The following is a 15583-nucleotide window of genomic DNA, read 5'->3' on the forward strand; positions in this document are numbered from 1 at the left end:
GATGACCGCATCCGCCCTCGATGAGCCGCGCCGCGGTCCGCTCCGCCGTCCGTCCCGCCCGCGGCGGTCCCGTCCGCTGGTCGTGCAGAACCTCTTCCTCGGCCTGCTGACGCTCGCCTTTCTCGCGCCGGTGGCGTGGGCGCTGGTCTCGGCGTTCAAGCCGGCAGCCGATATCATCCGCGATCCGCTCGGCTTCGATCCGTCGCAGTTCACGCTCGACAACTTCGAGGGGATGTTCGCCGACGTCCCGATCGGAGCAGGGTTCCTCAACACTGCGATCGTCCTCGTGCTCAAGGGCGGCATCACGCTGTTCTTCGCCCCGCTGGCGGGCTACGCCTTCGCGAAGTACGACTTCCGCGGCAAGAACGTCATCTTCGGCGCGGTGCTGGTCACGCTGATGCTGCCGACGATCGTGCTCATCATCCCGTTGCTGCTCGAGATGAAGCAGCTCGGCTGGGTGAACACCTACCAGGCGCTGATCCTGCCCGGCTCGGTCGACGCGTTCGCGATCTTCTGGATGCGTCAGGTCATCTCGGCGGTGCCCGACGAACTGCTCGACGCCGCCCGGATGGACGGCTGCGGCGAGTTCGGGATCTTCTGGCGGGTGGTCGTGCCGGTCATCCGACCCGGGCTGGCCGGCCTCGCGGTGCTGACGATCATGAACATCTACAACGACTTCGTCTGGCCGGTCGTCGTCGCCAGCTCGAGCACGATGTCCACGCTCCAGGTGGTGCTCTCCACGCTGGCGCAGAACATCACGGGCAACAAGATCGGCGCCGACTACGCCACGGTCACGGGGGAGCTGCTGGCGGCCAGCTCCCTCGCCCTCGTGCCCCTCCTCATCCTCTTCATCGTGCTGCAGAAGCACTTCATCAACGGCATCCTCGCCGGAAGCGTCAAGGGCTGACATGTCCACCCTCTCGAAAGGTCCCTCCTCGATGTCCCTCCCGAAGCCCGAGTACCCGCGCCCCGACTTCAACCGCTCCGCGCAGTGGCTGAGCCTCAACGGCGAGTGGGACTTCGCCACCCGCGACGGCCTCGACACCCGCATCACCGTGCCCTTCGCGTGGGAGACGCCGGCGTCCGGCGTGGCCCGCACCTGGCTCGAGCACGGGGTCTACCGCCGTGAGGTGGTCGTGCCGGCCGAGTGGTCGGGGCGTCGTCTCGTGCTCTCCTTCGGGGCCGTGCACCACCTCGCCCGGATCTCGATCGACAACGCGATCGTCGGGATGCACGAGGGCGGCTACACCTCGTTCGAGTTCGACGTCACCGACCATCTCGTGCCCGGGGTCGCCGCCGTGCTCGAGGTCGAGGTCGAGGCGCCCGCCGACAAACGCTCGGTCCCGCACGGCAAGCAGCGCTCCATCCCGCGCGACGACTACGACGCGGTCGCCTTCACGCCGACCTCGGGCATCTGGCAGTCGGTCTGGCTGGAGGGCCGGGGTCGCACCTACGTCGCCCATGCGCACCTGCGCGGTGACTCGCTGACGGGCTTCGACGTCTCCGGGCTCCTCGTCGGCGACGAGCCGGCCGGTGCGGTCGTCTCGGCGGTGGTCGACGGGGTCGAACTGACGATGACCGCGGATGTGGACGGCGCCTTCTCCGGTCGGCTAGAGGTTCCCGATCCGCAGCTCTGGTCACCCGCAGCACCCCATCTGTACACCGTGCGACTGCAGGTGGGGGAGGGTGACGCGACCGACGTCGTCGACGCGACGGCAGGGCTCCGCCGTATCGAGACGGTGGGGGAGGAGATCCACCTGAACGGGGAGCGGATCTACATCCGCGGCGTGCTCGACCAGGGGTACTGGCCCGAGACGGGGTTGACCGCACCCGACGACGCCGCGCTCCTGCGCGACCTCGATCTGGCGCGTGAGCTGGGCTTCACCCTGGTGCGCAAGCACCTCAAGTTCGAGGAGCCCCGCTGGCTGCACGAGGCCGACCGGATGGGCATGCTGGTCTGGGCCGAGCCGGCCTGCCCGAGCCGGTGGTCGCCCGACGCGGCCGCCGCCTTCGAGGCGCAGCTGCCCGAGCTCGTGCGTCGCGACGGCAACCATCCGTCGATCGTGATCTGGGGCCTCTACAACGAGGAATGGGGTCTCGACTGGGACATCCCGGGCGACGAGGATCGCGCCGCGGCCGCCGTTCACGCCTACGAGGCGATGCGGACGCTCGACGACAGTCGCCCCATCGTCGAGAACTCCGGTTGGTCGCACGTGCGCTCCGACCTCGTCGACTGGCACTACTACGACGTCGACCCCACCCGGTGGGCGGCGAACCTCACCTCGCTCGCCGACGGGTCCGTCGAGGCCTTCGAGGTCAACCTCGGCGACGGCTTCGTCGTCGACAAGCACTTCTACGGATCGGTCGAGTTCCCACGGCGCGGCGTCCCGATCCTCAACAGCGAGTTCGGTGCGGGCTTCACCAGCCTGGAGCGCGCCTGGCACGTGAGGTGGCAGACTCAGGAGATCAGACGACACGACCGCTTCGCCGGCTACGTGTACACCGAGCTCGCCGACGTGGAGCACGAGATGGCCGGCCTGCTCGACGCGCAGCGCCGTCCGAAGGACTGGGGCGGCCTCGACCCGGCCTGGGCCAATGCCGACACTGTGCTGGTGGTCGACCTCGTTCCGCGCCAGGCGGGCGCCGACATCGAGGTGCCCGCGGGCGAGACGGCGCTCGCGGTGCACGTCTCGCACGTCGGATCGGAGCTCCTCGACGCAGTGGTCTGCGCGGCCTGGGCCCCGGCGGGCTCGCTCGCGGCGCCGCCCGCCGCATCCGTCGTGCGGTCGGCCCCGGTGGCGGTGTCGCCGTTCCGGCTGTCGGATGCGGTGCAGCTGCGCATTCCGGCGCCGGGCGGGCCGGCCCGCCTGCACCTGTGGCTGGAGGGTGCGGCCTCGGCCCGAACCTTCGTCGACGCGGCCCCGGTGGAGCAGCCGAACCGCCGCGGCGCCCGCCCCACCCCCGCCTCGCTCGCGGGATCGCAGGGCTCTCCGAATTGAGGACTCGAGAGTCTCCGAAATGACGACTCGCCTCCCTGTCAGGCGACGAGCTGCGGGGAATGGCGGAGGGGATGGACCCCAACCTGGGTGGCGGCTTCGAGTGTGGGCACCCGTGTGGCGGATCGGGCCCGGACCACTACGGTAGGAGATGCACGCGGGTCCTGTCCCCCCACAGACCGCGTGATCGCGCCCCGCAGGCTTCCCCCCAATGCCGCGGGGCGCACCCCTTTCTTCAGGTGATGGCGTCGCAGGTGAGCTCATCTGCCGCGGCGAGGTGGGAGAGTGGCGGACATGGCCCACGCCGACGTCAGCGAGTACGACGCGTTCGGGCCCTGGGTCGACGAGGTGACTCGGCCGCAGGACGTGCCGCGGCTGTACCGCGCGCATCCGATCGACTTCGCGCACACCGATCTCGTGCTCAAGATCCCGCGCGACATCGAGCGCCGCAACGCCACCCCGGCGATGCACCTCTACGACGGGCTGGTCATCCTCGCCGAGGGGATGCTCACCCTGCTCTCGCGCGACGGCGATCGCTTCACCACGCGATCGGTGAGGCTCGATGAGGTGTTCGCGCTCGTCGACTCGGTGCACCTCCTCGACGGGCGGCTCGAGCTGCACACCTCGCTCGGCGCGCCGCTCATGGTGCGGTACAACGCGGCGTCGCACGACCGGATCAGGGCGCTCGTGGCCCGGATGCGGATGCTCATCCTCGACGCGTCCGGCCGGGAGCCCGCGGACGCACGAGAGCCGGCCGACGCACCCGCGGACCTACGAGAGCCCGCCGAACTCGGCCGGGTCGAGCTGCCGCACGCGAAACGCGACTACGGCCTCTTCGGCGCCTGGGCCGCGCTGCAGGGTGAGGTACCCGGCCTCGTGCTCGCAGCCGCGCATCCGTCGGTGGTGCTCCGCCCGTTCGACGACGGGGTCGTCGGGCTCTTCTACCGTCTGCGTCCCACGATGGGAAGCGCGATGATCGGGGGCGTGTCGCCGCGCGAGGTCCACCTCATCCACCGCCGCGCGTGGACCCAGCGCCGATCGGGCGACGACCTCTCGATGGCGCACACGGTGGTGTTCCGCGGATCGGGCGCCGCCGTCGAGGTGGCGGAGCATCCGATCTACGAGGGCCTCGACACGGTGCGGATCGCCCGGGGCGACGGAGTGCTCGAGCTCGCCCTCCCGCGCGCCTCCGGCGCCGGCGGGGTGCTCGCGGCCGCGGTCGCTCGCTGAAACACCGCCGCAACAGGGGCGCAGTAGGGTGTGGCCATGGTTGACCTGTTCGACGGCTACGGCGTCACGCTGCTGACGCGACACCGCAAGGGCGCCCATCCGTTCGACGAGATGTTCCCCGAGCCGAAGTCGAACGATCCGGTCGAGGCGCGCGCCGCCTACCGCGACATCTACAACGCGCTCGCGCAGATGACGCAGGAGGAGCTGCGCGGTCGCACCGATGCGCTCGCCTCGAGCTACCTCGCCCAGGGCGTGACGTTCGACTTCGCCGGCGAGGAGCGGCCCTTCCCGCTCGACGCGGTGCCGCGGGTGATCGAGCAGTCCGAGTGGGTCGACGTCGAGTCGGGCATCAGGCAGCGCGTCAAGGCGCTCGAGGCGTTCCTCGCCGACGTCTACAGCGAGCAGCGCGCCGTGCGCGACCGCGTGATCCCGGCCGGACTGATCTCGAGCTCGACGCACTTCCACCGCCAGGCGGCGGGGATCGTGTCGCCGAACAACGTGCGGATCCAGGTGTCGGGCATCGACCTCATCCGCGACGAGAACGGCGCCTGGCGCGTGCTCGAGGACAACGTGCGAGTGCCCAGCGGCGTGAGCTATGTCATCTCGAACCGCCGCGTGATGGCGCAGACGCTGCCCGAGCTCTTCGTGTCGATGCGGGTGCGGCCCGTGGGCGACTACCCGAACAAGCTGCTCCAGGCGCTGCGCGCCTCCGCCCCGAAGAACGTCGACGACCCGACCGTCGTGGTGCTCACCCCGGGCGTCTACAACTCGGCCTACTTCGAGCACACCCTGCTCGCTCGCCTGATGGGCGTCGAGCTCGTCGAGGGGCGCGACCTGTTCTGCTCCGGCGGCCGGGTGTGGATGCGCACCACGGCCGGTCCGACCCGCGTCGACGTGATCTACCGCCGGGTCGACGACGACTTCATCGACCCGCTCCAGTTCCGGGCCGACTCGATGCTCGGATCCCCGGGCCTCCTGCTCGCGGCGCGCCTCGGCAACGTGACGATCGCGAACGCGGTGGGCAACGGCGTCGCCGACGACAAGCTCGTCTACACGTACATGCCCGACCTCATCCGCTACTACCTGGGCGAGGACCCGATCCTCCCGAACGTCGACACCTGGCGGCTCGAGGATCCGGGCGCGCTCGAGGAAGTGCTCGACCGGCTCGACGAGCTCGTCGTGAAGCCCGTCGACGGCTCGGGCGGCAAGGGCCTCGTGGTGGGGCCGGATGCCTCGGCCAAGGAGCTCGACACCCTGCGGAAGCGCCTCATCGCCGACCCCCGCGGCTGGATCGCGCAGCCCGTGGTGCAGCTCTCGACCATCCCCACCCTCGTCGAGGACGGGATGCGCCCGCGCCACGCCGACCTCCGCCCGTTCGCGGTGAACGACGGCGACGACATCTGGGTGCTGCCCGGCGGGCTCACCCGCGTCGCGCTCCCCGAGGGGCAGCTCGTGGTCAACAGCTCGCAGGGCGGCGGCTCGAAGGACACCTGGGTGGTGGGCCCCGAGCCCGACTTCCTCAGCCCCGCGCGCGACCACGACATCCAGGGCCTCGTCGCCGAGCAGGCCGCGGTCACGCAGGCGATCCCGATCATCGGGCACGACGTCGACCACAACCCCGAGGACCGCCCGCACAGCGACCAGCAGCAACAGCAGCAGCAGGCCCGTTCCGCCACACCCCTGGAGCTTCGCCATGCGCATGCGGATGGCGAAACGCCAAAGGCATGGCGAAACGGGGAGAAAGGGCAGGAGGGCGCGTGATGGCCATGCTCAGCCGCATCGCGGAGTCGCTGTTCTGGATCGGGCGCTACATCGAGCGCAGCGACGGCACGGCCCGCATCCTCGACGTGCACCTGCAGCTGCTTCTCGAGGATCCGTGGGTCGAGGAGGATCTCGCCTGTCGCTCCCTGCTCTCGGTGATGGGCAGCGAGGTGCCGGCCGACCACGACCTCACCCGCGCCGACGTGCTCTCGATCCTCGCCGTCGACCGCACGCATCCGGCGAGCATCGCGTACTCGCTCGGCGCCGCCCGCGAGAACGCCCGCCGGGCGCGTGAGATCGTCTCGACCGAGCTGTGGGAGTGCCTCAACACCACGAGGGCCCGGATGCCGCGACGCATCGCGAGCGAGAAGACGCACGAGTTCTTCGGCTGGGTGCGCGAGCGGGCGGCGCTCGCCGTGGGCATCGTCGAGTCGTCGGCCAGCCGCGACGAGGCGTGGCAGTTCTTCACCCTCGGCCGCAGCATCGAGCGCGCCGACATGACCGCGCGGCTGCTGGCCACCCGCAGCCTCACCGAGGCGAGCGGACCGTCGTGGACGACGATCCTCCGCTCCTGCGGCGCGTACGAGGCCTACCTCCGCACGTACCGCGGCGTGCCGAGCGCGCGCAACGCGGCCGAGTTCCTGCTGCTCGACCGCTTGTTCCCGCGCTCCATCCTCTACAGCGTCACCCGCGCCGAGCAGTGCCTCCGTGACCTCGGCCCCCGCAGCGAGCGGGTGGGCGTGAGCGACAGCGCTCAGCGTCTGCTCGGACAGATTCGCAGCGAGCTGGAGTACACCCCGATCACCGACATCCTGCAGGATCTCCACCACCACATGGACAGCGTGCAGGATGCGACGAGCGCGGCGAGCGAGGCCGTCCGCCAGCGCTACTTCCCGACCGGGGCGGCCCCGAGCTGGATCGGAGAGAGCGCATGAGACGACTCAGGATCCACCACAAGACGGGCTACCGCTACGAGGGCGAGGTACAGGCGTCGTACAACGAGGCGCGGATGCTGCCCGCCTCGAGCGACGGCCAGTTCGTGCTGCACTCCCACCTCGACATCGCGCCGGTGTCGTCCTACCACGCCTACACCGACTACTGGGGCACCCGGGTGAGCGCATTCGACGTGCTCACCCCGCATCGCGAACTGACGCTCTCGGCCACGAGCCTGGTCGAGGTGCGGCCGAGGGCGCACGAGCCGCATCCGGTCGACTGGGAGCTCCTCGCCGACGTCGTCGGCACGGCCACCGTCTTCGTCGAGCACTCCGAGCAGACCCGCTTCACCGAGCCCGCCGGCGAGGTGCACGAGCTCGCCGAGGCGATCGCGGCGACGCACGCGAGCCCGTGCGACGCGGCGCTCGAGATCTGCACCGAGATCGGCAAGCGGATGGAGTACGTCCAGGGCGTGACGGCCGTCACGTCGACGGCCAAGGACGCCTGGATCGACAAGCGCGGCGTCTGCCAGGACATCACGCACATCGCCCTCGGCGCACTGCGCTCGGTGGGCATCCCGGCTCGGTACGTGTCGGGGTACCTGCACCCGAAGCCGGATGCGGCGATCGGCGAGACGGTCGTCGGCGAGTCGCACGCGTGGGTCGAGTGGTTCTGCGGCGACTGGCGCGGCTTCGACCCGACCAACCTCATCGACATCGGGGATCGCCACGTCGTGGTGGGCCGCGGCCGCGACTACAACGACGTCGCGCCGTTGCGGGGCGTGTACGCGGGGCCGTTCGGATCGCAGCTGTTCGTGACGGTGGAGATCACCCGCGAGGCGTGAGTCGGAGCTCTCCGGTCCATCCTCTGACGGAGTGCACGAGCGCGGTCTTCGGGTAGCGCCCGCCCGGCTCGCCGATCTCGAACAGGTCGATCATGAGCGCCATCGGGTAGTCGGGTGCCTGCGCGATGCGGCGGAGCTCGACGCCGTCGCACCCGAGGATCGTCTCGTCGTCGCCCCACACCGCGGTCCAGGTGTGCGGCTCGCTCGCGTCGACCTGGAGCGCGATCTCCCGCATGTCGGTGGTCAGCCGGCCGTCCCCGTGCGCCTTGACGCCCATACGGGCGCTCCAGCCCGACGAGTCGGGACGGGAGTCGATCTCGACGAGGCACACCTCACCGCTGTCGGCCGGGTCCTCGTGCTCGGTGCCGACGAGCCACGCGGCGACCATGCATCCGGGATCGCGGCTGGCGCTCAGGGTCACGTCGACGCGGCCTGATCGGGGCACCCAGAGCAGGCGCGCAGGGGCGGGCGTGCGGACGGCGAGCCCGTCGGGCCGGTGGCGGTGCATGCCGCGCGAGGAGCCGAGCGGCCCGCTGAACGACCCGGTCTGGAGGTTCGAGACGCGCAACGGCGCATCCTCCGGCCGCCAGTCGGGCTGGTCGGCGTCGATCCGCAGGATCAGACCCTCCGGAGAGGCCGACCAACGCGCGGCGGCGCGGTCGGGAGCCGTCCAGTGCTCGAGGTAGCTCGGGATCCAGAGGGCGGGATCGGGCCCGGCGGCGAAGTCGTCGTGGACATCCGGATCGCGCGAGGGCGGAGCGGGAAGGGACGTCGTCATGCGCCCATCATGCCCACGCGAGCGGCCGACGCGACGACGCCCTCCCGACCGACCCTGATGGGCCGTGCGGGAGGGCGTCGCGGAGGTGCGTCAGAGGACGCGGATGTTCGCGGCCTGCGGACCCTTGGGGCCCTGCTCGGTGTCGAACTCCACCTTCTGGTTCTCCTCGAGGCCGCGGTAGCCGCTGCCCTGGATCGCGCTGTAGTGCGCGAACACGTCGGCGGTCCCGTCGTCGGGCTGGATGAATCCGTAGCCCTTCTCGGAGTTGAACCACTTCACGGTTCCGATGGTCATGGATTCTTCCTTCTTTCTGCGGCCGGCCTCACGAATGCGAGACCGAGTTCGGCGACGTGGTCGCCGAGATCGTGGCGGGACATGCGCCGTATCGGCGGTGAAGCATGTCCCGAGGGAGGGGGCGGGGCGGTTCTCGAGCAGGGCGGACGCCTCATGGAGGGTCGCCGTGGAGCCCGCGGACACGCCGTGGGAGTCGAACAGAGCGAAGCCCGGGCCGAAGGAGACGGCGTAGCCGGCGAACTCCTCGAGGAGGGTCGCGACGTGCACGTCGTCGTCCGCCTGGCGCCAATGGATTCGCGCGGCCAGTGGATGGTCGGTGAGGGTGATGATGATGCCTTCTGGGGTCCGCGGCCCTCTTCGGTGGCGGACGCTGCCTGTCGGTGGCGGAACGGCGATCCATCGGAGATCGCACCACCAGACACGTTCCAGTGTACGACATGGCCGCGGGAACCCGAAAGAGTGCATTCTGAACGACGCGAGACGCGACGTGGGTCAGCGGAGCGGGGAGCCCGAGACGTCGAAGCGGAAGCCGCCGAACTCGCCCGTGAGGAGCGGCATCGCCTCGGCGATGGCCGCCTGCACGCTGGGGAGCTGCAGCGAGGCCCGGTGCGCCTCGGCGCTCGTCCACAGCTCGGCGACGAAGACGGTGTCGGGCTGCTCATCATTCGTGCCCACCTCGTAGAGCAGGCAACCGGCGCGGCGCAGCTCGTCGGACGATCGCGTGAGCATGGCGACCACCTCATCGCGGCGACCGGGCTGGGCGGTGAGAGTGCCGACGTTCGCGAAGGCGGGCGTGGGCGCCGCGCCCTCGCGGGGGCCGGCGTAGCCGCGCTCGGCCGCGCTGCGCTCGACGCAGAACTCGTTGCCCTCGGGGTCGCTCATGACGACCCACCCCGTTCCGTCGGGGCGCCGGTGGTCGGCGACCTGGGTCGCCCCGAGGGCGGTGAGGCGCTCGACCTCCTCGTCGCGCGTGCGGTCGGTGGGCTGGATGTCGACGTGCACGCGGTTCTTGACCGTCTTCGGCTCGGGCACGTCGATGAAGAGCAGCGTCGCCGACCCGTCGGGCGCGAGCAGCGCCGCCTCGGGCTCACCGGGCTCGGAGTCGAGGTGGTAGCCGGTGACCTCCTGCCAGAAGCCGGCGACCTCCGGTGCGGAGACGGAGTCGACGGTGATGTTCCGGATGCGCGACGTCATGCCCCGACGCTACCGCGACCCGGCGACAGACCGCCGCGCGGTCAGTGCATGATCATCCCGCCCGTGACGTTGACGGCCTGCCCGGTGAGATAGGCGCCGTCATCCGAGGCGAGGAACAGGGCCAGGCCCGCCACGTCATCCGGGGTGCCGAGTCGCCCGAGCGGCGAGTAGCTCGACCAGAGGTCGACCTGCTCCTGCGTGCGGGTCGCGGCGCCCATGTCGGTGAGCACGTATCCGGGGCAGAGGGCGTTCGCCCGGATCCGGTGCTCGCCCAGCTCGAGCGCGGTCACCCTGGTCAGGGCGATGACGGCCGACTTCGAGGCGGCGTAGGCGACCTGGCCGGCGCCGCCGGCCTTGCCCGCCATCGACGCGAGGTTGATGATCGCGCCCCCTCGGCCCGCGTCGATCATCGCGCGGGCGGCGATCTGGGTGGTGAGGAGTATGGACCGGGTGTTGATGGCGAACACCTCGTCCCACTGCTCCGGGGTGGTCTCGAGCACCGACCCGAACCGGAGGATGCCCGCGTTGTTGACGAGAACGTCGACGCCGCCGAGCGCCTCGATCGCCTCGGCCATCGCGGCGGGGGCGCCCGCGGGGTCGGTGAGGTCGGCCTGCACGAACCGGGCGCCGATGGACTCCGCGTGGGCGGCGCCGGGCTCTCGCAGGAGGTCGAGCACGACGACGTCGGCGCCCTCCTGGGCGAAGCGCGCCGCGATCGTCGCGCCGATGCCGCGCGCGGCGCCGGTGACCACGACCTTCCGCCCCCCGAACCGCCTGGTGACCACCTCGTCGCTCGCGCCCACGCGCCCTCCTCGCTCGCCGGACCGATCGCTCGACCGTCCCGTCGCACCAGGATGTCAGCGGGGAGTCCGCCGTCAGGTCTCCGCGCTCCACGTTTTACACGCCCGTAATGCAGTCGGCGCGACAGAATGGGCCCATGCGCGAGGCCAGCTTCACCGATCGATTCGTCGACGAGCTCGGGGTGCCGATCACCTACTACGGCAGGCTGACCGAGCGACCGAAGGCGGTGGTGCAGATCCAGCACGGGCTCGGTGAGCACGCGCTGCGCTACCAGCCGCTGATGGACGACCTCGTCGCCGCCGGCTACAGCGTCTACGCGCCCGACCAGCGCGGCCACGGCGCCACGGGACTCGAGCAGTACGGAGGCGACCGATCGAAGCTCGGGCGTCTCGGTCCGGGAGGTCTGCGCGCGACCGTGGACGACATCCGGCAGCTCACGATGCTGGTGCAGCGCGAGCATCCCGGAGTGCCGGTCGTGCTGCTCGGCCACAGCTGGGGCTCGCTGATGGTGCAGCGGCTGGTCAACTCGCCGGCGCTGCTGCACTACTCGGGTGTCGTGCTGACGGGCACGGCGTATCGGATGCCGGGCCACATGGACGGCGGCGATCTCTCACGGCGGCACCGGCCGAGCGGCAAGGGCTCGGGCCACGGCTACGAGTGGCTCAGCCGCGACGAGGCGGCGCAGCAGCGGGCGGCGTCCGATCCGCTCATGTTCCCCGCGGAGGTGCGGGCGCTGTTCGGCATCCGCGACGGGCTGAGGCTGTTCGGCCGACCGGCGCGGAGGCTCGCGAAGGACGTCCCCGTGCTCATCGTGGTCGGCGACGACGACATCCTCGGCGGGCGCCGCAGCGCGGAGCGCCTGGCGGACGCGTACCGCCGCCGCTCCGGTCTCACCGACGTCGAGCTCGAGGTGTACCCCGAGGCGCGCCACGAGGTCTTCAACGAGCTCAACCGCGCCGAGGTCGTCGCCCGTGTGGTCTCCTGGCTCGACGCGAGGTTCGCCCCCGAGGAGTGACCTGCCTCCGCCGCGCGGGCCAGTGGTGGCGGGGCCCGCGGTGGCGCGGGTGCTGCCGTTTTCGCGGCCGTTCTGACGTTTCGCGGGGCCAATGACCCGGCGAAACGCCACAGAGGCCGCGAAACCGGAGCCCGCGCCGACGCGGGTGGTGTGCCTGGGTGGGCGTGGGCGTGGGCGTGGTGCGGGTTGCGTCCGCCGTGCGCTCTCGCGGGGCCGTGGGGCCTCGCCGTGGGGCTGGGCGTACGGAACCCGCATCACTCGCCGCCCGCGGTAGCGCGCAGCGGCCGCCCCGACGGGAGGGGCGCGGCGGACGAGGGGGCGGCCGACGGTGGCTGAGGTGGCTCTCGGCGCGGGTGGCAGCGCGGGTTGCGTCCGCCTGGCGTGAGTAGGGGGGCGGTGAGGGCCTCGCCGTGGGGCTGAGTGGACGGAACCCGCACCTCGTCCCGCCCGCGACGGCCACCCGCCCCTCACGCCGGGGTGCGGATCACGCGCCCTGCGCTGTCGTAGCGCGGGCGCCGACGCTGGGGCGTTGCGGGCGCGGGTGCGGCGGGTGCGGCTGCGGGTTCGGCGGGAGGAGCGGACACCGTGGGCGGGGCGGGGGACGCTGACGCGGGGGTCGCGGGGTCGGCGGCGAGCGCGTCGCGGACGATCGCGCGAGGGTCGTAGCGGCGAGGGTCGAGGCGGCGCCACTCCCCCGCGGAGAGGTCGGCGCCGAGCTCGGCCCTCGTGCGCTCGCGGGTGGTGTCGAGGAGGTCGCGCAGGGTGCGCACGAGCGCGCCCAGGCGCTGCGCGTACTGGGGGAGGCGCTGGGGGCCGATCACCAGGGCGGCGATCACGGCGAAGACGATGAGCTTCTCGAGACTGAGTCCGAGCACGGCGAGCTCCCTTCAGGATGGGCGGATCAGGCAGGATGGGCGGGCTCAGATCGCGGCTCGGCGCGCGAGGGCCCGGTCGTGCAGGTGGGCGATCACCGCGGCCGCAGCGAAGAGGCCGGTCATGGGCACGGCGAGCAGCAGCATCGACACGACGTCGGCGGCGGGGGTCGCCAGGGCGCTGAAGAGCACGATGGCGAGCACGATCCAGCGCCATCCGGCCCGGAGGCGGGCCGCGGGCAGCACCCCGGCGAGGTTCAGCAGCACCACGAACACGGGCAGGACGAAGGCCACCCCCACGGCGACGACGAGCTTCAGGACGAAGTCGACGTAGTCGGAGGCCTGCAGGATGCTCGTGTCGTCGTCGGGCGCGAAGCCGGCCAGCAGCTCGACCATGTGGGGGAAGACGGCGAGGCCGGTAGCGCATCCGGCCAGGAAGAGCGGCAGCGCGGCGAGGGTGAAGCCGACGGAGTATCGGCGCTCGCGGCGGGTGAGCCCGGGCAGCACGAAGGCGAAGACCTGATGCAGCCAGGCCGGGGCCGCGAGCACGACGCCGGTGAGGAGCGCGACGCGCATCCGCAGCTCGAACGCGCCGCCCACGCTGTCGTAGTTGAGGCTCGCCTCGCGCGAGTCGGCCAGGGCCGTGATGGGCGCGCGCAGCACGTCGAGCACCCCGTCCGCCAGGAACCACCCCGCCACCACCCCGGCCGCGACCGCGATCGCCGCGACGAGCAGCCGCCGTCGCGCCTCGCGGAGGTGCGACCCGAGCGGCATGCGCCGGGCGCTGCGCGCTCTCGGCGGTGCAGCGGCCGCGGTCGGGGCGGTGGCGGTGGTCATGAGGATGCGCTGCGCTCGGCCAGCGCGACGACCTCGCGCCCGGAGGGGTGGTCGGGCACGGGCACTGTCGCGGCGGCGGCGGGCACGGACCCGGGGGACGGCGCAGGCACGGACTCGGCGGGGGATGAGGGGGCGGTGTTGGCGGTGTCCGGATCCTTGATCTCGGAGCGGAAGATGCGCATCGACTGTCCCGCGCTGCGGGCGAGCGCGGGCAGCTTGGCGGCGCCGAAGAGCAGCAGCACGATGGCGAGCAGGATGAGCGCATGCCATCCGGTGAGGTTCTGGAAGAAGCCCATGAGGGGTCCTTTCTGTCGCGGTGAGGAGGGGAGGGCGCGTCAGCGCTGGGGCGGGGTGCCACCGCCGGACGGGCCGGAGCCGGAGGGGCCGGATCCGCCGCCCATGCCGCCGGAGGGGGCGGAACCGGCGGTGGGGGTGGTCGTGGTGTCGACGCGGACGGCGAGCGACACGAGGTACCCCGCGCTGCTGTCGCCGGAGACGGTGGCGAGCTCGAGCGCCCCGCCGTCGTCGCCGAAGACGTTGTCGTCGGCGAGGCTGACCTGCGCCAGGTTCGACGCCGAGCCGGAGTAGTCCGACAGGGCGTAGACGTCCTCGCAGGTGCTCTGCGGCAGGGCCACCTGCGACGTCGCGATCGCGTTCGCGGAGTCGGTGATCGAGCCGACGTCCGGGTAGACCTCGAAGTGGATGTGCGGCCACCGACCCGAGTAGCAGGCGGGGAACACGGAGGTGAAGGTGACCTGCCCGTTCGCATCCGCCACCTGCACGCCCCGCAGGTACGTCTCGTCCTCGATCTCCTCGGAGTACATCGAGTAGCGCCCCTGCGCGTCGCAGTGCCAGACGTACACGGCGACGCCCTCGAAGGGCGCGTCGCCGTTCGCCATGTCGGTGAGGATGAGCGTGAGGACCATCGGCACCCCCGCCGCGGTGGCGCCGCCGTCGAGGCTCGACCGGATGTCGCTCCGCACGATGCCCGACTGCTCGAGGACGTCGGGCCCGTTCGATCCGTCGCCCGGGTAGGGGCCGGCGGTCTCGTCGGGGATCTCGCCCGCCGGGAGCGCGGTCGCGCTGCCGCCGGCGGGCGTCGTCGACGGGGTCGCGGTCCCCGCGGCCGTTCCACTGCTCCCGCTCGACGAGCCGCTGCCCGTCGCGGTGGACGTGCACGCGGCCAGGGCGACCGCGCCCACGCCGAGCCCGACGAGGCTCAGCACGCCGCGGCGGCTGATGAGGGTGCGGATGTCGAAGGCGGCGCCCTGATCGACCACCGGTTCGTCGGCGTGGTCGAGCAGGCGCCCCTGGTACGCCGGTCCGTCGGGTGTCGGTTCGGGATCCGGGATGCGCTTCATGGGGGACCTCTCGTCAGGTCGCCGGGGATGACGACGGTCACCACACTCGGTGTCCACGCCATGGGCCCGCCCTGCGTCGTCCCTGTCCCGCTTATGAGGAGCTATGAGCTTCCGATGACGCCTCGGGCCCTGATCCGCTCCCGTGCCGGGCCGGGGTGGCCGGGATAGCGTGGTCGTGGATCGACGACACACGGCGAAGGGGAACCGCGATGACACTGCCGACCGACCAGGGCGCATACGACGACAGCGGGGTGGTCGCCGAGCTCGACCGGCTGAACGCCGCCTGCCGCGCCGACCCGGGGAGCATCGACCACGAGATCAGGCTCTGGCAGGCCGTGACGCGGCTCGACCAGTGGGTGCTCGTCGACCGAGGCGAGCCCGGCAGCCCCCGGCCCTACGCCATCGCCGCCGAGCAGGGCCACGTGCTGTGCATCTACAGCACGCCCGAGAGAGCCCGAGCCGGGGCGCTCGCCGGCGGACTCATCGCCCCCGACGCGAGCGCCCCGATGTTCTCGGTGCCGCTTCCGCAGGCGCTCGACTGGGCCCTGTCGCTCGGTGAGCGCGGTGTCGTCGGCGTCACCCTCGACTATCCGCAGGTCGGCGCGTTCTGCCCGCTGCCGAACCTCGAGCGGCTGCGGAGCGCGCGCGCCGCGGAGTGACCCCGCCG

General features: G+C 71.8%; 15 protein-coding genes and 2 pseudogenes. 8 read left to right on the forward strand and 9 right to left on the reverse strand.

The window, feature by feature from the left end; translation table 11 throughout:
• Position 1: 1 nt before the first annotated feature.
• From ACFJGV_RS13705 to ACFJGV_RS13730, 6 genes are all read left to right on the forward strand, one after another.
• Entirely contained in the window at positions 2-907 is a 906-nt protein-coding gene (locus ACFJGV_RS13705; protein ID WP_378144545.1) for a carbohydrate ABC transporter permease, read from the forward strand.
• A gap of 31 nt (positions 908-938) precedes the next feature.
• Positions 939-2999, forward strand: coding sequence for a glycoside hydrolase family 2 protein (locus ACFJGV_RS13710; RefSeq protein WP_378144546.1), 2061 nt, complete (start codon positions 939-941; stop codon positions 2997-2999).
• Between the two features lie 291 nt (positions 3000-3290).
• A complete protein-coding gene (locus ACFJGV_RS13715) occupies positions 3291-4226 on the forward strand; it encodes a hypothetical protein (RefSeq protein ID WP_378144547.1) in 936 nt (311 codons plus the stop codon).
• A 36-nt stretch (positions 4227-4262) separates the two neighbouring features.
• Complete coding sequence (locus ACFJGV_RS13720) at positions 4263-5987, forward strand: circularly permuted type 2 ATP-grasp protein (RefSeq protein WP_378144548.1); 1725 nt, start codon at positions 4263-4265, stop codon at positions 5985-5987.
• 5 nt (positions 5988-5992) lie between these two features.
• On the forward strand, positions 5993-6922 hold the full coding sequence (locus tag ACFJGV_RS13725; RefSeq protein WP_378148730.1) for an alpha-E domain-containing protein: 930 nt from the start codon (positions 5993-5995) through the stop codon (positions 6920-6922).
• Positions 6919-7764, forward strand: a complete 846-nt coding sequence (locus ACFJGV_RS13730) for a transglutaminase N-terminal domain-containing protein (protein ID WP_378144549.1) — start codon at positions 6919-6921, stop codon at positions 7762-7764. The genes ACFJGV_RS13725 and ACFJGV_RS13730 overlap by 4 nt, the downstream gene beginning before the upstream one ends.
• On the opposite strand, the gene ACFJGV_RS13735 is transcribed toward ACFJGV_RS13730, so the two are convergent.
• From ACFJGV_RS13735 to ACFJGV_RS13755, 5 genes and pseudogenes are all read right to left on the reverse strand, one after another.
• On the reverse strand, positions 7748-8542 hold the full coding sequence (locus ACFJGV_RS13735; RefSeq protein ID WP_378144550.1) for a hypothetical protein: 795 nt from the start codon (positions 8540-8542) through the stop codon (positions 7748-7750). The two genes, ACFJGV_RS13730 and ACFJGV_RS13735, sit on opposite strands and share 17 nt — an antisense overlap.
• A gap of 90 nt (positions 8543-8632) precedes the next feature.
• Positions 8633-8836, reverse strand: a complete 204-nt coding sequence (locus ACFJGV_RS13740; RefSeq protein WP_378144551.1) for a cold-shock protein — start codon at positions 8834-8836, stop codon at positions 8633-8635.
• A 492-nt stretch (positions 8837-9328) separates the two neighbouring features.
• Positions 9329-9622, reverse strand: a pseudogene (locus tag ACFJGV_RS13745) (putative quinol monooxygenase); the annotation flags it as partial.
• A 75-nt stretch (positions 9623-9697) separates the two neighbouring features.
• A pseudogene (locus ACFJGV_RS13750) lies at positions 9698-10030 on the reverse strand (VOC family protein); the annotation flags it as partial.
• Positions 10031-10071: 41 nt separating this feature from the next.
• On the reverse strand, positions 10072-10833 hold the full coding sequence (locus ACFJGV_RS13755) for an SDR family NAD(P)-dependent oxidoreductase (RefSeq protein WP_378144552.1): 762 nt from the start codon (positions 10831-10833) through the stop codon (positions 10072-10074).
• Between the two features lie 134 nt (positions 10834-10967).
• Here ACFJGV_RS13755 and ACFJGV_RS13760 point away from each other — a divergent pair, with 134 nt between their 5' ends.
• On the forward strand, positions 10968-11846 hold the full coding sequence (locus ACFJGV_RS13760) for an alpha/beta fold hydrolase (RefSeq protein WP_378144553.1): 879 nt from the start codon (positions 10968-10970) through the stop codon (positions 11844-11846).
• A gap of 467 nt (positions 11847-12313) precedes the next feature.
• Here the strand turns inward: ACFJGV_RS13760 and ACFJGV_RS13765 are convergent, their stop codons facing one another.
• The 4 genes from ACFJGV_RS13765 to ACFJGV_RS13780 are packed head-to-tail and all read right to left on the reverse strand — an operon-like array spanning position 12314 to position 14916.
• Positions 12314-12721, reverse strand: coding sequence for a twin-arginine translocase TatA/TatE family subunit (locus ACFJGV_RS13765; RefSeq protein WP_378144554.1), 408 nt, complete (start codon positions 12719-12721; stop codon positions 12314-12316).
• 45 nt (positions 12722-12766) lie between these two features.
• On the reverse strand, positions 12767-13555 hold the full coding sequence (gene tatC, locus ACFJGV_RS13770; protein WP_378144555.1) for a twin-arginine translocase subunit TatC: 789 nt from the start codon (positions 13553-13555) through the stop codon (positions 12767-12769).
• The gene (gene tatA / locus ACFJGV_RS13775; protein ID WP_378144556.1) at positions 13552-13851 is read right to left on the reverse strand and encodes a twin-arginine translocase TatA/TatE family subunit; all 300 of its coding nucleotides are present in this window, start codon (positions 13849-13851) and stop codon (positions 13552-13554) included. The genes tatC and tatA overlap by 4 nt, the downstream gene beginning before the upstream one ends.
• Before the next feature lie 39 nt (positions 13852-13890).
• A complete protein-coding gene (locus ACFJGV_RS13780; RefSeq protein WP_378144557.1) occupies positions 13891-14916 on the reverse strand; it encodes an intradiol ring-cleavage dioxygenase in 1026 nt (341 codons plus the stop codon).
• Positions 14917-15125: 209 nt separating this feature from the next.
• On the opposite strand from ACFJGV_RS13780, the gene ACFJGV_RS13785 reads away from it, so the two are divergent.
• Entirely contained in the window at positions 15126-15575 is a 450-nt protein-coding gene (locus tag ACFJGV_RS13785; protein WP_378144558.1) for a hypothetical protein, read from the forward strand.
• Positions 15576-15583 lie beyond the last annotated feature (8 nt).

The organism is Cnuibacter sp. UC19_7 (genome assembly GCF_042699995.1).
Taxonomy (GTDB): domain Bacteria; phylum Actinomycetota; class Actinomycetes; order Actinomycetales; family Microbacteriaceae; genus Cnuibacter.